This is a genomic window from Arthrobacter sp. 05T47 (assembly GCF_056395825.1).
Window position 1 is genome coordinate 37,554 of record NZ_JBFTKG010000016.1, and the last position, 20,759, is coordinate 58,312.

Genomic DNA, 20,759 nt, shown 5'->3' on the forward strand with positions numbered 1-20,759 from the left:
ATCAAGCGACTCAACGGCTGGCTAAATACTGCTCACCCCGTCAAAGGAGAGACATTGGGAACCATGCCAACAGCAACACCTGTCAGTCAAAAAACCGCGGGCGCCATCGGCCACAGCCTCACTCTGATCCGGGGCGAGGTTGGAGAGACGGCAGACTGCATCAATGAACAGGAACTTGCTCACCTGGCCACCCATCTCACCACCGTTAACCGGGTGTTCGTTGCAGGGGCAGGCCGCAGTGGACTGGTTCTCAGGATGGCCGCTATGCGGCTGATGCATCTCGGCCTCACGGTCCACATCGCAGGGGACGCCACCACTCCTGCAATCCGCGCCGGGGACCTGCTGGTGGTGGCCTCTGGATCCGGAACAACCTCAAGCGTGGTGAAGGCGGCAGAAACTGCGGCAAAGGCCGGTGCAAAGGTGGCCGCATTCACTGCCAACACAAACTCCCCACTGGCTGCAGTATCCGACGTGCTCGTGGTTATCCCGGCCCCGCAGAAAACCGACCACCAATCGGGTGCGTCTCGGCAATATTCCGGAAGCCTCTTCGAACAGGTGCTATTCCTCGCCACCGAAGCGGTGTTCCAAGCCCTCTGGGAGGAAACCTGCATTTCTGCCGAACAGCTCTGGACCCGGCACGCCAATCTCGAATAGCAGGACTCAGGATGGCGACGACGGAGGCGACGACTGATGCAGCGGAAACACCCGTCAACAACTCACCCCTGAATTCCTTTTGCCCAACATTTCCTAAAGAAAGAGCCGATCATGAAACTCCAAGTTGCAATGGACCTCCTCACCGTCGAAGACGCCCTCGAATTGGCCGCCAAAGTAGCCGAATACGTGGACATCATCGAACTCGGAACACCCCTGATAAAGGCTGCAGGCCTCTCCGCTGTCACCGCCATCAAGAATGCCCACCCCGACAAAATCGTTTTCGCTGACATGAAGACCATGGACGCCGGAGAATTGGAGGCCGACATCGCCTTCAAAGCCGGCGCCGACCTGGTATCAGTCTTGGGCAGTGCAGACGACTCGACCATCGCCGGCGCCGTGAAAGCCGCCCGTGCGCACGGCAAAGGCATCGTTGTGGACCTCATTGGGATATCCAATAAAGTCTCCCGCGCCAAGGAAGCGCGTGCCCTTGGCGCCAAGTTCGTGGAATTCCACGCCGGCCTTGATGAGCAGTCACAGCCCGGCTATGACCTCAAGGGGCTCCTGGCCGCCGGCGAAGAAGCKCGCGTCCCCTTCTCAGTAGCCGGAGGAGTAAACCTCTCGACGATCAAMGCTGTCCAGCGGGCAGGGGCGGACGTGGCCGTAGCGGGCGGCTCAATCTACGGAGCCGCGGATCCCAGCCTGGCCGCCAAAGAACTGAAGGCCGCCATCATCTGACGCTTCCTTTCCATCACCTGCGGCGGCCGCACGTGCAAAACGTGCGGCCGCCGCATCCAACCCACTCACAAGGWACCGGAGGGACAAAAAGTGAGTATGCGATGAATGCTGGAGCCACGCTTCAGCCACGGCCCACCCAGCGGCCCATCCACCAGTGGGAATACCTGAGCCCAGGCGACGGCGTCGAGGTGTGTCTGGGGGATCTCCAGTACGCCGGATGGGTAGACGCGGTCGGAGACCGCGGGCATCTGATTTGGGTGATCGAGAACGGAACGGCTGACCGCCGGCTGTTCCTGCGCGGGGATGGCGTCACACTATGTCCCATCTGACGCTACTCCCCAACCCGAATCCGACCAGATCCGCGGTACACGATCAAAGCCCTTCCCTCCCGGAATATTCGGAAGAGTGGCGCGAGGTGTCCACTGCTGACCCAAATCTTGTCGACAAGTTACTGAACGAGGCTGAGTCGTCGCTCGTCGAAGTGGCTCTGAGCCGCCGGCCCGCCGGCATTTTGGTCACCCGCCATCACGCAGGCCGGTACGTTCTAGAACTCAGTGAAGAAGTGCCGTTCGGGGAATCCCGGGAGCGGTCCGCCTGGTAAGAGAGCGTTCCTGCTTCCGGAACCACGTGGTCATTATCCAGGCGTCCACTCGAGAGCCAGCACGCAACGCAGCCTGATCCTAGGAGCAGACCGGCGAGCACTGTTGGGGCCCAGAAGAAACCGCACCTTCGGGCTGATAGCCGCCAGCCAGAACCTCGGCGCCCTTGACGCAGCGCGGGGGAGCAGATGGGCCAGCAGGCAACGGGCGGGCCACCGACACCCACACCCGCCCAGACAGGATCAGGAATTGCTTTCGAATTCATCGATCGTTATGCGCCCGCCGAGACGTGGAATTCGTCCTCGCGGCGGGCAGGGCGTTTGAGGATCTCGCTGCGATAGCGCGCAAACGGGAGGACTGGGCCACCAAGCGATCAAGCCACCCAATAGACGCACGCCCTTCGAGAAGGTCTCGAATCGATGTCGGTGATTACCCCTGGGAGGTCGGCTGACTGATGCTGAGGACGTCTCCAAACTTCGCCGGGCTCGAGCCCGCGCAGAGGATCTCACTGTTGAGTCCGTCCAGGAATGGGGCGGGCGCCGACCCTTGCTCGTGATTCTTGTGGCACCCGGCGGTCGCTATTCGGGTTCAATGGCGTCCAGGACCTCGACTGCATATTGGATGACAGCCAGTGCCCGGGCAGTCAGCATCGTTTCTTTGGGCCAAACTGCAACAACAGAGGTCTGGCCGGCGCGGGGACGAAGGTGCCTGGTCACGAGTCCCTTGCCCTCGCTGGAAACCGGGATCTGATTCGGCCGCGACATCAAGAGGCTGTAGCCGAGCCCCCGCCCGACCATCGCCCGGACAAGATCAATTTGCGGGACTACTGCACCCACGTTTGGCTTGAGCCCACGCTGAGCGAACATCAACTGCGTATATTCCGTACTGGGGGCCGTGTTGAGCATGATGAGTGGCTTGGCCGACAGATCAGCGAGATCCACATCATCTTCTTCAGCAAGTGAATCGTTGGCCCCCAGAACGGCCATGACTTCGGTCTTGTAGATGACCCTGCGCTCAACGTCCGCTGGCAAGCCAATGTCATAGACGATGGCCGTGTCCAGGGTTCCATCTTCAAGCGCCGGCAACAGGTCAGAGTGGTCCCCTACCGTGATGCTGATTTCGACCTTGGGGTGCAGGCTCGCCACGCCCTCAAGCACGGCGGGCAGGACGTTGCTTGCCAGGCCCGTATAGCAGCCCAGCGACACCGGCCCCTTCAGCTCGCCGCGGATCTCACCCAATCCTTCTGCCAGCGCACTGGCCTCTCGAAGCAGCTCCCTGGCCCGCTTCGCGAAGTGGCGCCCAGTCGGCGTCAGGTGCATGCCCCGGGCCTTCCTCCGGATGCACAGTTGTTCCCCCAACGCTGCCTCCAGCTCGCTGACGGCATGCGAAAGCGCGGATTCGGAGATGTGAAGCTGTTGCGCCGCGGATCCCAGGGTGGTGTGTTCCGGCAGCGCGGCGAAGAGCTCGAGCTGACGAAACGTGAATTTCGGCACGAAAATCACTTCTCCTAAAGAATCGAAATACTTCCGCTGATATTCGCAGTTTACTAGAGAAATAKTGCCTGTGACACTGATTACACAAAGAAGTGCCAGCAGGACCGGCTACACAACGACGTGCCAGTAGGAGTAAGACAACAATGACGACACCAGCCGCACAGTGCCCCTACCACGGGAACTCGGAGACCCGAAGCGATGACGCGGCCTCGGTGCCCGGCAGCAGCGATCAAGCTCGCACCACCGCTTCGCAGGACGCCGTCGACTACGCCGTGGCTGACTGGGTTGACGTGGCTGAACTTGCATCGAATCCCTACCCGACCTATGCCCGGCTGCGGGCAGAGTCGCCGGTCGCCTGGGTTCCGCAGCTTAACAAGTTCCTCGTCACCAACTACGCCGGCTGCCACACGGTGGAACAGGACCAGGAGATCTTCAGCGCCAACGTTTCCGGCGCCACGATGACCCGGGCCATCGGTGCCCAGCCGATGCTGCGCAAGGATGATCCGGAGCATTCAGTAGACCGGGCACCGGTAAATCCTGTGCTTCGTCCCAAGTCCATCAAGGAAGTCTGGGGCCCGGTCTTTGAGCGCAACGCCGAAACCTACCTTGAGAATGTCGCCGAGCTTGGCCCAGAGGAGGCGGACCTCAACCGSGACTATGCCGCCCCTGTGGCCTCGCAGAACCTCATCGACCTGCTGGGGCTGAAGGATGTATCAGTGGAGCAGGTCCGCCGCTGGTCCCACGACTTCATCGCGGGCATGGGCAACGTYCTGGACGATCAGTCGATCTGGGACCGGTGTGACGCTTCGACCGCGGAGGCCGATGCTTTACTCAAGGAACTGATCCCCTACTACCGGCAGAATCCGGATGCCTCGATGGTGTCCGCGTTCGCAAACAGCGGGCTGCCAACATCCAACGTTGCAGCGAATGTCAAGCTGACCATCTCCGGCGGAATGAACGAGCCCCAACACATGGTCACCAACATGGTCTGGGCCCTCAGCAACCACCACGAACAGCGGGCGCAGGTCCTCGCCGACCCCTCGTTGTGGGCGTCGGTGTTTGACGAAGCCGTCAGGTGGCAATCACCGATCGGCATGTACCCGCGCCAAACGACCCGGGAAACCGTCCTGGAAGGGGTCCGGATCCCCGCAGGCGCCGGGATCGGCGTTGTCGTTGCATCCGCCAACCACGACGCCGCCCACTTCGGCGCCTCTGCAGCAGACTTTGATATCCACCGGCCAAAGCGCCCCCACCTCGCTTTCGGCAGCGGCGTCCACCTCTGCGCCGGGCACTGGGCCGCAAAGACCTCCATCGGTCAGATTGCCGTACCGATGGCCTACAAGGGCTTCCCAGGGCTTCGCGTAGACGAACGGCGGAATGAAAGCTGGGACGGCTGGGTCTTCCGCGGCCTGACCAGCCTTCCCGTCACCTGGAACTAAGAGCACCCCGAATACAAGGAGCAACGATGCCCACCGTCACCTACACCCAGCCAAACGGCACCCAGCAAACCCTCCAGGTCGAGGAAGGCACAACRCTGATGCGCGCCGCCGTCAGCAACGGCATTGACGGCATCATCGGCGAGTGCGGAGGGCAGGCCATGTGCGCCACATGCCACGTCTACGTGCGGCCGGAATATGCCGAGGCGCTGCCCGAGATCAGCGACGACGAAGACGAAATGCTCGACTGCGCCACCGCGGAGCGGATGGACAGCTCACGGCTGGGCTGCCAGATCAAAATCGACGCAGAACTCACAGGGATTGTCGTCGACATCCCTGCCGGCCAACTCTAGAAGCGGGGCAATGACATGAGCGTTGTCATCATTGGCGGCGGACAGGCCGGCCTACAGGTCGCCGATACATTGCGGACCGAGGGGTACGGGGGCGAGATCCATGTGATCGCCGAGGAATCCGGACTGCCCTACCAGCGCCCGCCGCTGTCCAAGGACTACCTGGCCCCGGGCCAGGAGCCGGCTCCCTTGCCGCTGCGCGGAGCTTCCTTTTTCGTGGACAAGAACGTCACACTCCATGAAGGCGCCCAGGCACTCGCCATCGACCGGGCGGAACGGAAGGTCAAGCTCACCGAAGGTTCACTCGACTACGACCACCTCGTCTTCGCGACCGGTGCCCGAAACAGGATGCTGAACTGCCCGGGCGCATCCCTGTCCGGCATCCATGGACTGAAAACCCTGACAGATGCAGAAGCGCTGCACACGGCGCTGCCCACCGCCCGCAATATCGTCATCATCGGTGCCGGATTCATCGGACTGGAATTCGCCGCCGCCGCCCTGGCCCACGGATGCGACGTGACCGTACTGGAATTCGCGCCTCGCCCGATGGGACGTGCACTGACCCCCGTCATGGGTGAGTGGTTCGCAGCCGCCCACCGTTCACAAGGCGTCGACCTGCGCCTCGGCGAAGGCATTGACCGCTTCGAGCCCGGCGCGGATGGCCGCGTCGGAGCCGCAGTGTCCACCACAGGGGCTTCCTATCCTGCTGATCTGGTCCTCGTGGGCATCGGCGTTCAGCCCAACGACACCCTGGCCTCGGACGCCGGCCTCGAAACCAGCAACGGCATCGTTGTCGATGAAACGCTGCGCACAGCGGACCCTGCCGTTCTGGCGATCGGCGACTGCGCCAGTTTCCCCAGCGCACACGCCCAGGTCCGTCTGCGTCTGGAGTCGGTCCAGAATGCCACCGATCAGGCCCGTCATGCCGCACGCACGGTCCTAGGGGCTAACCACCCGTACACGGAGCTGCCTTGGTTCTGGTCCACACAGGGCCCATACCGGCTGCAGATGGCAGGGCTCGCACGACCCGATGACGACACGCTGGTCCTGGGTGATCAGGCGGCAGCTAAGTTCTCCGTCCTCTGCTTCAGGGACGGCGTCCTCACGGCTGTGGAATCGGTCAACGCGCCCGCGGACCATATGGCCGCCCGCAAACTACTCGCCGCCGGCACGGGCATCACCCRCGACCAGGCAGAAACCGAGGGGTTCACCCTGAAGGCTGTCGCAAGCACCCAGTTAGTCCCAGTAGTCGCCTGACAGGGATTACCCGTCTCCGCCCCGACAAATCCCCCCGTGATCATGGTGATGATCCCGATTTCARGGGAGAMGAATTTTGTCAGCACAAAGAAGTGCCGCGCCCCTGTGATGTGGGCGCCGCTCGTGGCCGCAATGAGTTGAACTGGCTGWTTTCGGGGGTGTGTACATTGTGCACATTTTGGGTGTCGGATCGGGCCTCAGCGACCCGTCATGAAACCCCCGGGCTWRGGTCTCAGAGCTTTTCGCCGTTGGGTGCCGCCACCAAGAAGGAGACGAGGCAGGCTGCGGCYGCAATGCCGACGGAAACCCACAACGCGGGAGCATAGCCGACGGAAGCCGCCTGGGCGGCGAATGGTTGCACAAGCACGACGCCGAGACCGGCGCCAGTGCCGAAACTGGCACCATTAAGGCCGGGCAGTGCCGCGGGGGCCTCCCTGGGRGACAACACGACAGAGAGCCCGTTAAGACTTGTAAAGAGAAAGCCTGTGTAGGAAATGCCAAGGGCGGCAACAGCGAAAATAATCACAAAGAGATTGTCGGAGAAWGCCGCTGCGACAATGCCGAAGGCCAGACTGAAGCCTGCTCCGAGCCGCAGGGTTAGGAGCCACCCGCGGCGGTCGGCGATCCAACCGGCCAGGGGGGCAGTGCAAACGCCGAGCAGAGCTGGCGGGGCCAGGAACAGCAAGGCCGCAAGGGAGGGATTTAGTCCGAAGCCATGTTGGAGGTCCTGGCTAAGAACCACCACGGTGAAATTAAGCATGGCGAACATGCCGGCGAGGGCGAGCAGGCTGGTAGCGATAACRGGCCAGAACTGCCGGGAACGCAGGTAGTGGACGGCGATAAGGGGGTGCCTGCGCCTCTTTTCTATAGCCCAGAAAGCCGCGAAAGTGACCACTGTTCCGACAAGAAGTGCCAGTGAGATMGGAGACGTCCATCCCGCGGAGGAACCTTCAGAAACGAAATATGTCAGGAATATCAGGAACACGGAGAGGGAGCCGGCACCCGACCAATCCATGCTGCCGCTCACGCCTTGAGGCCGGCCTTGAGGGACAACCTTTAGGATGCACACGGCAGCGATTGCTGCCACGACCAGCACCACGACGAAAATTGATCTGAAGCCGAGGGCTTCGGTCAGGAGTCCACCGGCSAAGCCGTCCAGACCGCCGACTCCACCGCTGATCGCTGCCACAATACCCAGCGATACCCCAAAGACTCTCGCGTTCAGGTTTTCGTTGAGGACGATGTAGGCCAGGGTGAACATGGCGCCGCCTGCTCCCTGCAGGATTCTTCCCATAACGAGCAGGGGCAACGTCGGAGCCACTATGCCCAGGATGGTGCCGGCAACAACGGTGCCGAGGGCTACAAGCATGGCGGCACGGCGACCGATAAAGTCGCTCCAACGTCCGATGACGGGCACTGCAATTGCGGCGGAGAGAAAGAACATCGATTGAAGGGGTGCCGCGCCGGCCGGTCCCTCACCGAAGGCGGCGGCCATCTGAGGAAGTGCCGGCGTGACCATGCTGGCGGTCAGCTGAAAGGTCACCGTGGCCACGATCAGGGTAGAAATCAACCTTGTCGCACGCCAGCCGTCGATCTTATGTTGTTCAGAACTTGTGCTGGGATCTGTGGTTGAGATGTTCACATAAAACTCCTTTGTGATGCCGGGGATCCGGCGTGCGGCAGCAAGCCGCTGAATATTGTGATGTCGGGACCTACCTGAAAAAATTGGCACCACGAGTGGGCAAGCGCCCTGAGAGCATGCCCTTGTTCTAGGAACACCAGCTTCAAGTCCGGAAGTTTTGCCTGCTCCACGGAGTTGGTCGCTCAAGAAGTTAGCGTCTCCCAGAACCGCCGGGACTGGGCGGTGATGTGGTAGGGGATAACAGCTGCCGCCGCGGATTCTGTCGGCGCGGTGACGTTWCTGCTCGCGTCCGGAAAACTTGATCGGGGATGACAGTGTGATCTGTGATCCGATGAGCGGCGATAGYCTGAAGCTTGCCGGCAGATAGTCGGTATAGTCCTTGAACGGTGCTTGTGTCAGCCAAGCCCCTGCTATCCATATCTGCKCTGGACTCGGACCTGTGAAGGCAGCCCTTCGGGAGAGCGCCTACCACATCGGTGCCGGTATTTGCATGGCYGAGCAGACCGGTCAGTTCGGATGAAGCACGCGCAACGGGTCTTCGTGGTTACCCATCACGAACGCTCAGACGTTGCCACGGCTTAGGATGCTCGCCGTCGCGAACGGCTCTGCCTTAGACGGTCTTTCTCGACTGGTCCACGAGTTGACCTTCGTGCACGTAGGATTCATATGCTTCGCTGAGATCGACATACTTGCGAAAATTCCGGAGGTCAGACAACTGGTTGTTACGAACGCGAGCAACGAAGTCAGTATTCGCGATTTGCGCCCGGCCTACGCCAATAAAGTCGAAGTCAGCTGCTGTGAGGCCGCGTCGGACCCGAGCCAGGTCCTGCTCGACCTGAAGCTCGGGTTCCTGATCATCGAAAATGTCCTGGGCGAGATCCGTACTTAGGCCGACACTGCCGATGGCGATGACCGGGACGGTAGTCATGGTCTTCACCCACGAAGCCAGGCTGCGCTCTGGGTCTAATTCAGGCCATGCTGGGGCATCAAACCGGCGTGTGGATACGTGGAACAGGTTCACTCCGGCTCGCTCAAGGCGCTGGATGAATGGACGGAGGTCATCTGGATGATCAGCGATCCTGGCACCGTAGTCCACTTCCTTCCACTGTGAGAACCGGAATGAAATTATGAAGTCTGCCCCTGTTGCCTCACGAATGGCAGCTACGATCTCCTCAGGAAAGCGTGCGCGCTCGACTAAGGTCGCCCCGCCATATTCATCTTCGCGCTTATTCGTTTCATGCCAAAGAAAGAGGTCCAATAGGTATCCGTGGGCGCCATGGACTTCGATGCCGTCCGCTCCTACCTCTTGGGCGATAATGGCGCTCTGCACATATGCTGCCTTTGTGTCTTCGAGGTCCTGACTGGTCATTGCTAAGCCGTTAATGCGACCCTCCTGAACTAAGCCGGAGGGGCTTAGTGAGGGGTAATTCGGAAAAGGATTTGGGATTCCATCGACTACTAGCCGCAAAGCGCCGGGATGCCATAGTTGCATAAGAAATACCGCGCCTGTTGCCGTTACGGCCTTCGCGACGCGACGCCAACCCTCTGCGGTCTCTTGGCCGATGATGCCGAAAACGGGCTGCCAGTAGGCCGCAGGATGATCTGGTGCTGCCCCTTCGGCGATTATTAGACCTGCGCCATCTTCGGCACACTTTCGCAGGGTATCTGCCATGCCAAGGGTCGGCGCATAATCACGCGTTTTCCGTTGCATCGCTGGCAGTACAAAACGATTACGAATCCATTTCTTATTTACCAGTAACGGTGAGAATAGTGGATCCGGATTACATTTTTCTGACATTTATGGCACCTCTCCGTTGAGTGTGGCTCGAATTCCTCACACTTTACTCACGGCTTCATTGGTCCACAATTAGGCACATTTTTGTTCCCATGCGATGCAAGACTGTTTTTGAAGCAGCTCCCACCCCTGTTCCTCTGCTCGCCTACCGGAGGTTATGTCCTCTACTTGCAGGTCAGCGGGGCGGGTCGTCCCATGGCTGCATGTCTGGACAGGCCGGTTTTTAGGCCGCCAAATGCAAACACTGCTTTGTAACGGAGACCTTGGGGGTGGTCCAGCACCATCGCGTGCCGGACCCCGCGTGAGTCAGACAGACGGGCTCCGTTTAATCGCGCTGCACCTACGTTTGGCCGTGTGATGAACTATTCTTTCGGCCTACCAGTCCCGCCCCGGCCGGACCAGACATCAGCGATGCAATTTGAGTGCGTGAGTTGAAACCAAGTTTCGCCAAAATACGCTCAATATGCCCTCCAACCGTTCGGGGTGACACCACGAGTTGGGCTGCGATCTCCTTATTGCTGAGCCCCTGGGAAACCAGGCCGGCGATTTGAGCTTCTCGCTGAGTGAGCGCGGTACCTCCATGCTTCCCATAGCCGTCTGGGGTCTCAGCCGTGCCGTTACGGCGCTTGGTACTTACTTTCGTGAGGCCGGGCTGTGGGGTACCTGTCGAGGCGTACCCTGTGCGGGCTGCGCCTAGTGCAAGCTCGATGGCTTGCTCCTGAGAGGGTTCAGGGCGGGCAGTGAGGACCTTGAATTCCCTTTCCCCGAGCTCGCGTCGCACCTTGGTCGCCATCTGCTCGAAGTCCTTCTCCAGAGGGCCGAACGCCGAGATAGTGGTTCCTATCCCACTCCATACGGCCCGGGCTGCATGGTAGAGAACGGCTGCGGATTCGTAGTGTCCGCCCGAGGCAGCTGTCCAGGACATTTGTTCAATTGTCAGAGCGATGCAAAGGCCGTCGGGGAAGTCTCGTTGTATTTCGAGTGCTGCGATCTGTGATTGCCTCGCCGCATCCAGTTCCCCAACGTGCCACTGGCACAGCCCCATCACGGCATCAGCGTAGGCATGGGCCCATCGTTCTCCGTAACTATCGCTTACCTTCAAGACCTCCCGGCAGGTGGCCAGGGCATCCCCGGTGCGACCGGCGTACATTTGAGTCCAAGCCAGCAGAAATAAGGCGTAGAGGGCCGACGCCGTATCGCCCACTTGGCGGTGAACGCCGACAGCTGCGGTAAAAAGCCCCATGGCGCGGTCCAAGTGATCGTCGAATACCTCACAAAGGGCCTCCCAATGATCTGCATGGGCCGCCAGTGCCCTGTCGTTGAGGCTCTCTGCGATCAGCCGGCATTCGGCAACATGCTCCCGCGCTTGTTCCCTGTCACCCTGCACGAKGCAGATCCAGGCTCCAACCCACAGTGCGGCTCCTCGTTCAGGGCTCGGTTCGGTTGCTAACTTAAGTAGGCGGTCCAGCCATCGCCTGCCCTCGGCAAGGTTCCCGCCGGCCGTCCAGTGGTACCTGAGCAGGGCGGCGAGGTGCAGCCCCGCGCGTTCCTCCCCCGGAGTCGAGGCCGACCACTCCAGCGCAGACACAAGGTTCGGATGGTCACGCCGCGCCGCCATCAGTCGTTCGGCCTGGTGCGGGCCGCACCAATTCTTCACTGTGGCAGCCGCCCGGGTCAGGTAGTGGTCACGCTGGCGGCGCCGCATGTCCGTGGACTCCCCGACTGATTCGAGAAGCTCAGCACCATACTCGCGGAAGGTCATGAGCTGGCGGTACCGAACCCGGACGCTGCCTCCTGTTTGGGTGCCGTAAACGTTCTCGGCGACGACAAGCGACTTAGCGACAAGGTGGTCAATCAGATCGAGCACGCCTTCGCGTGTCAGCTGGCCAAACCCGCAAACCTCTTCGGCAGCCTCTACCTCGAAGCCGCCCGGGAAGACTGAGAGGCGCGCCCACAGCAGCCGCTCATCTGAACTGCAGAGTTCGTGGCTCCAATCGATCAGTGCCCTGAGGGTCTGCTGCCTTGGTAATGCCGCGCGGCTGCCGCCAGTCAGAATATCGAACCGCTTGTCAAGCCGCTCGATGAGTTGAACAACTGACACTGAACGCAGCCGGGTCGCTGCAAGTTCGATCGCCAAAGGGATCCCGTCCAGTCTCTGGCACAGTTGTGCCACAGCCAGCCGATTAGYCTCGGTAACTTCGAAGGTAGGATCCACGCTACGAGCCCGGTCTATGAGCAGGCGGACAGCGTCGAAGGACTCGATTGTCATACCTTCCGCGGCTGTATGGACGGGAGCTGCAAGAGGAGGCACGTTGTAGACCTGCTCCCCGAAGATGCCCAGAGGCTCCCGGCTCGTGGCCACAATCCTCAATCTCGCAGCTCGATCAAGGAGTCGGGCGGCCAGGACGGACACTGCATCGAGTAGATGCTCGCAGTTATCGAGAACGAGAAGGAGATGCCGGTCCTGGACATAGTCTGCGATCCTCTGCAGGGATGACCGGTTGGACTGGTCCGGCAGCCGCAGTGCAGCGGCTATGTGAGRTCCAACCATTGCGCCGTCCTCCACCTCGGCGAGCTCCACGATGAAGACACCATCGCTGAATGCCTTGCGGACCCGAGAAACCARCTCCAGCGCCAGACGCGTCTTACCGACGCCRCCAGGACCCGCCAGAGTCAGAAGCCGGGAGCGTGACATCAGCTCACGGGCTTCAGTTAGCTCGCGACGCCGTCCGATGAAGCTCGTCAGATGATGGCCGTCGTGTGAACGGCCGACAAGTGCGTCGGTACTCATGTTCCTCCTGTGATGCACAAAACAATACAGGTATCAGATGGGGTCATCTGACCCGTTTCTGCTCCACCGAAAAAGACCACACTGGAAGCAGTTGCAAGGATGCAACAGCGGCCTCGATGGAAAGACTGATGAAACACATAGGGACCCTTAAGCGCCAATGCCCACGCCGAGTACACCTCCCAGCGGCGGTATGCCACACAGCACGGGCACATTGCGGGAAAGATGCAACCCGCTCTCACCAGGTAACCACGGGTTACTGTCATGCAGCACACGTCTGGCCCTACGGAGCACATTCCCATGCTGCGGAAGTGCCTGAAGGTTGTGGCAGGCACTCGGCTTATCGCTGAGCTCAGTTCCGGGACGTCGCCGGCTGATCATGACAGCGACGACGTCCATGGCCAATGCACTCGAAGCCAGTTCGCGCCGAAGACATGAACAGGGAGAGATCCTTGMAGGCCCCTGGTCGGAGTCGCGTGAGCGCTGAACCTYGAATTATCGATCACCTATAAATGTCTCCCGCATCGGGGCACTTGTGCGATGTGTTCATCATCCGCGAACTGGTTAGGCGTCCCCACGTCCGGCGACAGCAGCGCGAACAACAGGACCGGCCCGATCCACGTAAAACGACCGAAGCCGCTGCTCGTGCCGCCATCTAATTCCTCGGACCGCTTTGTCCCCAAATTTTTCTACGAGCTAGGAGAACCCATGTCAGTCACTATTGAGCGACCAAATGAAGTCGATCGAATGCGCTTCTTCATCAACGGAGAGTGGGCCGAACCCAGCACTGTCCGCATCCAGCACCAGATAGAGGCGGCCACAGGCGAGGTCATCGGTGCCGCAGCGTTAGGCTCGGAAGCCGATATTGATGCGGCCGTAAAGGCTGCGCGGGGTGCCCTCGATAACGGTCCCTGGGGCAGGTCAACCGCCGCCGAACGGGCCGCAACGCTYCGCAAATTTGCCGAGGCGCTCGAACGCCGTGCCACTGATACGTCAAAGCTCGTCAGCAGGGAAAACGGCATGCCCATCGGGTTGTCGCAGATGCTCAATGGCGGTGCCCCCTCCGCCCTTCTGAGAATCTATGCCGATGTAATAGAAGCCCTCCCTTTGGAAGAGGTACGTCCAAGCCAGGCAGGTTCAACAATCGTCCGTCGCGAACCAGTGGGCGTGGTCGGTGCCATAGCACCCTGGAACTTCCCGCAGGCATTGGCGATGTTCAAGATTGCCCCTGCCCTGGCCGCCGGCTGCACTGTCGTTCTCAAACCATCCCCGGAAACCGCGCTGGACTCTTATGTATTTGCTGAGGCCGCCCGGGAGGCAGGACTGCCCGACGGGGTGCTCAACATTGTCCTCGGCGATCGTGATGCCGGCGCCGCACTCGTTTCACACCCACTCGTTGACAAGATCGCATTCACCGGATCAACCGAAGCGGGCAGGATCATCGGCGCRGAATGCGGACGCCTTATCCGCCGCTGCACACTCGAACTCGGTGGAAAATCGGCAGCCGTTTTCCTCGAGGACGGCAGTATCGAGACCTTCCTGTCCGGGCTGGACAATGCCTCKTTCCTGAACAACAGCCAGACGTGCACCACCCAATCCCGCATCCTGATCGCGCGTTCCCGGTATGAGGAGGTTGTGGATGCCGTTGCCAGTTTYGCCGACTCGTACAAGCTCGGGAACCCTCTTGATCCATCCGTAACAATGGGCCCGATGGCCACCCAAGGGCACCTCGAACGGGTTTTGGGCCATATCGAAACAGCGAAAAGTTCCACTGCTCGGCTCGTTGCTGGCGGCGGGCGCCCGGCCGCGTTGGACCGAGGTTGGTTTGTCCAGCCCACCGTGTTCGCCGACGTTGACAACAATGACCGTCTCGCTCGGGAGGAAGTCTTTGGGCCGGTTATGGCGCTCATCCCGTTCGATGATGACGAGGATGCCGTGCGAATGGCCAATGACAGCAACTATGGCCTCGGCGGGTCAGTGTGGAGCGCCGACGAAGATCGGGCGTTGTCGGTCGCACGAAGGGTGCGCACCGGGACGATCGGCCTGAATTACTACACCCTTGACCTCGGTGCCCCCTTCGGTGGATTCAAAGACTCCGGCATTGGCCGGGAGCTGGGCCCGGAAGGGATCAACGCCTACCTCGAATACAAATCGATCTATGGCTCTTCCAAGTACCTGTCTGCCTGAACAGCATCCATCAAATACCTGTCGTGCGCTACGGGCACAAGGTCCACTAAGGGAGTTCGAATCTTGATGACAAATCCGACCARAGTTGTCGACGCCTACTTTGCGGGAGTGAAAGCCGGGGACGCCAGCGCCGTTGCAGCACTGTTTGCACCTGATGCCCTGCTGATCAACGCCAAAGGAACCATCCGGGGCGCAGACGCAATAAAGACGATGTACGAAAACGGACTAGCTCCAGGGGCGATGACGCCAAGCCCACGGCCGCCAGTGGTGAACGGCGACCACGTCGCTGTCGAAATAGAGCTGGATGCGAACGGGGTTCCTCTCAAACTCGGCGATTTTTTCACGATTAAAGACGGCAAGATCCAGACTTTGACCATTTACAGCCTCACCCCCACCGACGCCAKCCTGTTCGACAAGGTGGGAGTGGACCCGGCCCAGTAACCGGAGGCGGACACACGCTTTCACTGGAAACCAGCAGGTCCAGCTGCCGATACCTTCCAAAGCAGTTTCAGCAACATTGATGAGGAGAACACATGAAGGTCGCAATTTTCGGCCCTGAACGCAAAGTTGGCATCATACGGAGCGAATCCGTGGTCGATGTCAATGCCACCTATGCAAAGTATCTTGCAGAGACAACCGGGGCGGCGCGGGCGCAGGCACAAGCCGACCTTGTGGTCCCGCATGAGCTAAGTGCTTTCATCTCGGAGGGAACGCGGGCCCTTGAGGAAGCACAAACCGCCGTGGAGTATCTATGGTCCGCAGCAGAGGACGACCGCGGTCTGCTGGGCGAGCAGCTCTGCTTCAAGTTGGGCGAGGTGGAACTTCACCCCCCGGTCGCCAAGGAGGCCCGTATTTTCTGCGCCTTGGCGAACTTTTACGACCACATGGAAGCGGCGAGCAAAAACAGCTCGGCCGGAGACACTTCTGAAGTCCTGGAGCGTCTTGTCAAGGGCGGGCCGAAGTACTTCCTCAAGGATCACCGCGCGGTTTCCGCTGACGGACAAGAAGTACGCTATCCCGAGCGGACAAAGCGCCTGGATTACGAGGCGGAAGTTGCCATCATAATTGGCAAGCGCGGGCGGGACATCCGCAGTAATGATGCCCTCCCGTATATCTGGGGTTACACCCTGCACAATGACTGGTCAGTCCGAGACAACGTCTCTTTCGGTCCCGACTTCATGCACTCAAAGAATTTTGATACCTCCGCCACCATTGGTCCTTGGATTGTGGTGGGGGAAGAGCTCGACCCTCAGAACATCCCGATCGAGTGCCGTGTCAACGGCGAGATCAGGCAGAGCGGCAATACGAAATCGATGGTGCACGATTTCGCTGCGTTTATCCAGCATTTGTCGGCGGACACCACACTGTATCCCGGTGATCTTGTCAGCAGCGGCACGCCGAAGGGGACAGCTATCGATTCCAGCCAACAGCAGCCGGACGGATCTCACCCGGAAACACTGTTCGTAAAGCCGGGCGACGTAGTCGAAGTGTCCTCAAGCCTCATCGGGACTCTCCGGAACCAGGTCGTCAAGGCGGCCAACTAAATCTTCAGTTCACGCGAAGTGCCGGCACGCGCAGGCAAGCCGACGTGACCCCTACAGATGAAGRAAGACAAGAAATGACCCAGAAGAAACAACATTCGGTCGGCGGCGTCCTCTACGACCGACCATTCAAAATCCGCCGTCTCAACCACTTCGGCATCAGCGTGGAGGACACCGGCGCCTCGCTCTCGTACTACACCGAGCTCCTGGGGTTTTATCAGGCGGATGCCCTCGACCTTCAGAAGTACGACCCGGGAGTGTGGCTGGACGGTCTGTCTGACACGAACATCTATTTCCTGCGCCACAACAGCGATCACCACACGTTCGTCCTGATGCCGCGGCCCTGGGTTGAGCACATGGACTCTCCGGCACGTGGCGACCTCACCATCAACCAGATCACCTGGCAGGTAGGGAGTCTCCGCGAAGTTGTCGAGGCCCGCCTGTGGCTCGAGTCGTTGGGCAACAAAATTGAGCGGTACGGTCGTGACCCGGGTTCCAACTGGCACACATACTTTCCCGATCCCACCGGACATACCAATGAACTGGAATACGGGATCGAACAGGTCGGCTGGGACGGTCGTAGCAAACCTGAAGTCCTGTGGCCCTGGGCCAACGAGCACCCCTCACTGCCAACCAGCTCGGAGGCAACCGAGCTGGTTGCCGCTGAATCTGACGGAGTCGATCTGACTTCCGGCYACCGCTGGATGGACGARCTGCCCAAGACCTTTGACGTCGGCGGCGTCCTGCTTTCTCGTCCGTTCAAACCCGTTCGCATCGGCCCTGTCAGCATCTTCGTTGAAGACGTGGCGGCTGCTGAGCGGTTCTATACAGAGCGGCTGGGCCTGGTCAAAAGCGAAGAGACCACCGTCGAGGGACACCGGGTCGTGTTCCTGCGCGCCAACACGGAACACCACAGCCTCGGTTTATTTCCGCTGGAACTCCGCAAGGTGTTGGGGGTCAGCGAACATAGCACCTTGCTGGCCTTCGGCATCCAGCTAGGCTCCTACGAACAGCTCCGAGCAGCGCGAACTTTTCTCGAAGAGCGCGGAGTGAAACTCATTGACCTGCCACAGGAAGTCCACCCGGGCATCGACTACGTCATCCATGCAGTCGATCCGGACGGGCATGCCATGCAGCTGTACTACTACATGGAACAGATTGGATGGGACGGCCAGGCCAAGCCGGYGGCCCAACGGCGGACCGTGGACCCAGACAATTGGCCCGAGGCACTGGAGCCGTTATCCGACACATACGCGGGAGAGACGTTCTGGGGACCCCTCGGATAGGCCTTCAAGGCATCCTTGCGYTGCTGCGCCAGCAAGGCGCGGCTGAAAACCTGCGGCAGGAAGGTGTGATCTTGGAACACTATCCAGACTGGAAGCGGCTCATCGGGGCACACGTCGAAGTCCGCCGCCAGCAGCAACTTGTCAGGCATGGCGTCGTTGACGATGCCATGCCAGACTCCTCAATCGTCTGGCTCGCGGCCGACGGCATCAATCCGCGGACGATGTACGAGGCGGCCGAAGGCTACTCCGTTTGGGTCGAACCGCAACAGCTGAGCGGCGAAGCCAGCTATCGCATGACTTCATACCAGCTCYACCCGTAGACGCCTTGAACTCGGGTAGCCGTCCACCGCTATCCCGGMGTCAGGAGACTGGGCCTTGTGAGCACAGTCCCCTGACACCGCCCGGATAGCAGTCCCAAACCTGCAGGACAGGCTTCCCCGACCGCTTTTTACAGCGGAGGAGGACCCTGAAAATTTCGAAAAACTTCCACCTTGGCGGGCCGTCCAAGGTGCCTTTGAAAGGAACGGCATGAGCCGGATAGTCATTAGCGGAGCCTCAGGAGACCTGGGCCGCCGCGTCACGAAGCTGCTATTGAAGAACACAGCGCACGAAGACCTCACTCTCGTCACCCGCACGCCTGGGAAGCTGTCCGATCGGGCAGCGCAGGGCATTCGTGTCCTGCAGGGGGAATATCAGGACCGCGAATCACTCGACGCAGCCTATCTCGGCGCTGAGACGCTGTTTCTCATCAGCGGGCTCAACCTGGGCCGCAGAATCGCAGAGCACCGCAATGCCATCGCCGCAGCGCAGCGGGCCGGTATCCGCCACATCGTCTACACCTCGGTGAGCGGTGTCCAACCCAATAATCCAGCGATGTCGGCCAAGGACCACTACCAAACTGAACTAGACCTGCGCGMATCCGGCTTGAAATTCACTTTTCTCCGCAACGCGCTGTACTCGGAAATTGTCAGCAGCATCCAAATCGCACCGGCGGCGGCGTCCGGCCGGCTGGAAATGGCCACCGGCTTCGGCAGCCTCGCTCCCGCAGCAAAAGCAGATGTGGCAAGGGCAGCGGCCGCCGTACTTCAGGACCCCCAGGAACATGAAGGAGCTGTCTATGAAATCACGGGGCCCCAGCTGCTGAACTACGAAGACATTGCCCGTATCGGAGCGGAAATCTACGACGCCCCGATCGCATATACGCCGGTCACCCCGGAAGAGCGACAGGCGTTTTTCGACTCCATAGGGATGCCTCGAACCTACGATCCGAATATGCCCCTAAATCCAGACGGTCACCTTTGGGCCAGCGACGAACTCGTGACAGCAGACATGGCAGTTGCCCAGGGCTATCAGGCCGTCCTGTCCCAGCACGTGAAGCAGATTACAGGTCAGGAGCCTGAGACCCTGCGGTCAGTCATGGAGCGCGTGAAGTCAACGCGCTACGACCTCATCGAAGAACCGGTCTAAGAGCGATTTCCCGCTAGTACCCCCAACAATCAGGGCGGGCCCGACAACAACAGGCTACGCGCCAGGCCGACCGCTCAAAATACAGAAAGAAGTTTCATCATGGGAGACACCAACGGAACGCAAGGCGTAGCCGTCAACGACGTGCCGGCATACCCGGACGTTCCAACCTATCTGAATGTCCTGGGGAGCCTGCACATCTGGGAAGGGGACGGGTGGAAGGCTGAATCGCTGTCATGGAAAAAGGGCGCCTACATTGCATCCAACCTCAGCGGCCTCCCCGAAATCACTTTCAGTGGCCCCCACGCCCAGGAGTTCCTTTCACGCCTCAGCATCAACAACGTGTACAAGTGGCCGATCGGCACCTCAAAGCACCTTGTCATGCTCGATGAAAACGGATGCATCGCCAATCACGCCCTCACAGTCCGGGACAGCGAGGAGTCCTTCCGCCAATTCGCTTCCATGCCCTGGCCCATGTTCAAGGCTCCTGATCTGGGTATCGACGTCGATATCAGCCTCAGGAACATCTTCCTGTTCCAAGTTGCCGGCCCCACGTCGCTGCAGGTTCTGGAACGGCTTCTGGGCGACCAGGTACGAAGCCTCAACTTTCTGGACGTCAAAAAAGTCAGCGTCCCTGGCATAGATGAGGCCGTGGAAATCGAGCTGTCTCGAATCGGAATGTCCGGCACCCTTGCCTATGAATTGAGGGGCCCACTCGAGCACGGCCCGGCCATCTTCGACGCCGTCTACCAAGCGGGTAAGGATTTCGGACTCAAGCGCCTTGGCTGGCGGACCTACGTCGTCAACCACACAGAAGGAGGGTTCCCACAGCAAGGGTGCACCTTCTTACCGGCCGCCTATGCCGATCCCGCATTTATCGCCCACCCCGTATTCGGTGCCGGAACACCGGTTTCAAATACCCCCGGAGGTCTGCCAGGCAGCCTCAGTCCTTTGGATATGAGGGCGCGGCTGAGGACTCCATATGAAGTGAACTGGGGCTGGATGGCCAAGTTCGATCACGATTTCATCGGCCGTGAAGCCTTGGAGGCCGAGTCGGCGAATCCCCAGCGCAAAACCGTGGTGCTCAAGTGGAACAAAGAAGAYATCCTCGATGTTTTCGCCTCCCAATTTGAGGTCGGGGAAGAGTACAAACACTTCGAGTTCCCAACAACACCCCAATCCCCYGCAGGGGGGCACGCTGACCTCGTCACCAAAGACGGTAAGCCCGTGGGAGTCTCATCGCTGGCAGTCTATTCGTACTACTACCGCGAAATGATCTCGCACACGACCCTGGACCTTGACSAAGCACACATCGGCAATGAAGTCATCGTGCACTGGGGCGACCACGGATCCCGGATCAAACCCATCCGTGCAACGGTCGAACGCTTCCCATACCTCGACCTGCCGACCAACAAGGACTACGACATCGACGCAATTCCGGCCAGCGTGCCTGTCCATGAGTAGAACAAGGTACCCCGGCTTCCAAACAACAAACCCTAGCAGTTACCCGCTGCACAGAAGGTAAGAGCAAA

General features: G+C 60.1%; 16 protein-coding genes. 12 read left to right on the plus strand and 4 right to left on the minus strand.

Going from position 1 to position 20,759, the window contains the following annotated elements; translation table 11 throughout:
• Positions 1–63: 63 nt before the first annotated feature.
• Together hxlB and hxlA are read left to right on the plus strand one after the other, a co-directional pair.
• Positions 64–654 carry a 6-phospho-3-hexuloisomerase gene (gene hxlB / locus AC1DEY_RS12670; RefSeq protein WP_476868228.1) on the plus strand — a complete coding sequence of 197 codons (591 nt, stop codon included), beginning with the start codon at positions 64–66 and terminating at the stop codon, positions 652–654.
• 111 nt (positions 655–765) lie between these two features.
• Positions 766–1,389: a 3-hexulose-6-phosphate synthase gene (gene hxlA, locus AC1DEY_RS12675; protein WP_476868229.1), complete on the plus strand. Its 624-nt coding sequence runs from the start codon at positions 766–768 to the stop codon at positions 1,387–1,389.
• Positions 1,390–2,566: 1,177 nt separating this feature from the next.
• Here the strand turns inward: hxlA and AC1DEY_RS12680 are convergent.
• A complete protein-coding gene (locus AC1DEY_RS12680; protein ID WP_476868230.1) occupies positions 2,567–3,490 on the minus strand; it encodes a LysR substrate-binding domain-containing protein in 924 nt (307 codons plus the stop codon).
• 134 nt (positions 3,491–3,624) lie between these two features.
• Here AC1DEY_RS12680 and AC1DEY_RS12685 point away from each other — a divergent pair, with 134 nt between their 5' ends.
• From AC1DEY_RS12685 to AC1DEY_RS12695, 3 genes are read left to right on the plus strand one after another with little or no spacing between them, the layout of a single operon-like run.
• Positions 3,625–4,920: a cytochrome P450 gene (locus tag AC1DEY_RS12685; RefSeq protein ID WP_476868231.1), complete on the plus strand. Its 1,296-nt coding sequence runs from the start codon at positions 3,625–3,627 to the stop codon at positions 4,918–4,920.
• A 26-nt stretch (positions 4,921–4,946) separates the two neighbouring features.
• Positions 4,947–5,270, plus strand: coding sequence for a 2Fe-2S iron-sulfur cluster-binding protein (locus AC1DEY_RS12690; protein ID WP_028276580.1), 324 nt, complete (start codon positions 4,947–4,949; stop codon positions 5,268–5,270).
• 15 nt (positions 5,271–5,285) lie between these two features.
• Positions 5,286–6,524 (plus strand): NAD(P)/FAD-dependent oxidoreductase, encoded by a 1,239-nt coding sequence (locus AC1DEY_RS12695; RefSeq protein WP_476868232.1) that lies wholly within the window; start codon positions 5,286–5,288, stop codon positions 6,522–6,524.
• A gap of 232 nt (positions 6,525–6,756) precedes the next feature.
• Here AC1DEY_RS12695 and AC1DEY_RS12700 read toward each other — a convergent pair whose 3' ends face one another.
• The 3 genes from AC1DEY_RS12700 to AC1DEY_RS12710 form a co-directional block, all read right to left on the minus strand.
• Entirely contained in the window at positions 6,757–8,160 is a 1,404-nt protein-coding gene (locus tag AC1DEY_RS12700) for an MFS transporter (protein WP_476868301.1), read from the minus strand.
• A gap of 616 nt (positions 8,161–8,776) precedes the next feature.
• Entirely contained in the window at positions 8,777–9,964 is a 1,188-nt protein-coding gene (locus AC1DEY_RS12705) for an oxidoreductase (RefSeq protein WP_476868233.1), read from the minus strand.
• A 337-nt stretch (positions 9,965–10,301) separates the two neighbouring features.
• On the minus strand, positions 10,302–12,752 hold the full coding sequence (locus AC1DEY_RS12710; RefSeq protein ID WP_476868234.1) for a LuxR C-terminal-related transcriptional regulator: 2,451 nt from the start codon (positions 12,750–12,752) through the stop codon (positions 10,302–10,304).
• A 705-nt stretch (positions 12,753–13,457) separates the two neighbouring features.
• On the opposite strand from AC1DEY_RS12710, the gene AC1DEY_RS12715 reads away from it, so the two are divergent.
• From AC1DEY_RS12715 to AC1DEY_RS12745, 7 genes are all read left to right on the plus strand, one after another.
• A complete protein-coding gene (locus AC1DEY_RS12715; RefSeq protein ID WP_476868235.1) occupies positions 13,458–14,936 on the plus strand; it encodes an aldehyde dehydrogenase in 1,479 nt (492 codons plus the stop codon).
• Positions 14,937–15,002: 66 nt separating this feature from the next.
• The gene (locus AC1DEY_RS12720) at positions 15,003–15,377 is read left to right on the plus strand and encodes a nuclear transport factor 2 family protein (RefSeq protein ID WP_476868236.1); all 375 of its coding nucleotides are present in this window, start codon (positions 15,003–15,005) and stop codon (positions 15,375–15,377) included.
• Between the two features lie 92 nt (positions 15,378–15,469).
• Positions 15,470–16,480 carry a fumarylacetoacetate hydrolase family protein gene (locus tag AC1DEY_RS12725; RefSeq protein WP_476868237.1) on the plus strand — a complete coding sequence of 337 codons (1,011 nt, stop codon included), beginning with the start codon at positions 15,470–15,472 and terminating at the stop codon, positions 16,478–16,480.
• A 74-nt stretch (positions 16,481–16,554) separates the two neighbouring features.
• Positions 16,555–17,763: a VOC family protein gene (locus AC1DEY_RS12730; protein ID WP_476868238.1), complete on the plus strand. Its 1,209-nt coding sequence runs from the start codon at positions 16,555–16,557 to the stop codon at positions 17,761–17,763.
• Positions 17,764–17,828: 65 nt separating this feature from the next.
• The gene (locus AC1DEY_RS12735) at positions 17,829–18,083 is read left to right on the plus strand and encodes a hypothetical protein (RefSeq protein WP_476868239.1); all 255 of its coding nucleotides are present in this window, start codon (positions 17,829–17,831) and stop codon (positions 18,081–18,083) included.
• Between the two features lie 208 nt (positions 18,084–18,291).
• Positions 18,292–19,230, plus strand: coding sequence for an NAD(P)H-binding protein (locus tag AC1DEY_RS12740; RefSeq protein ID WP_476868240.1), 939 nt, complete (start codon positions 18,292–18,294; stop codon positions 19,228–19,230).
• Between the two features lie 99 nt (positions 19,231–19,329).
• Positions 19,330–20,691 carry a hypothetical protein gene (locus AC1DEY_RS12745; RefSeq protein ID WP_476868241.1) on the plus strand — a complete coding sequence of 454 codons (1,362 nt, stop codon included), beginning with the start codon at positions 19,330–19,332 and terminating at the stop codon, positions 20,689–20,691.
• Positions 20,692–20,759: the final 68 nt, after the last annotated feature.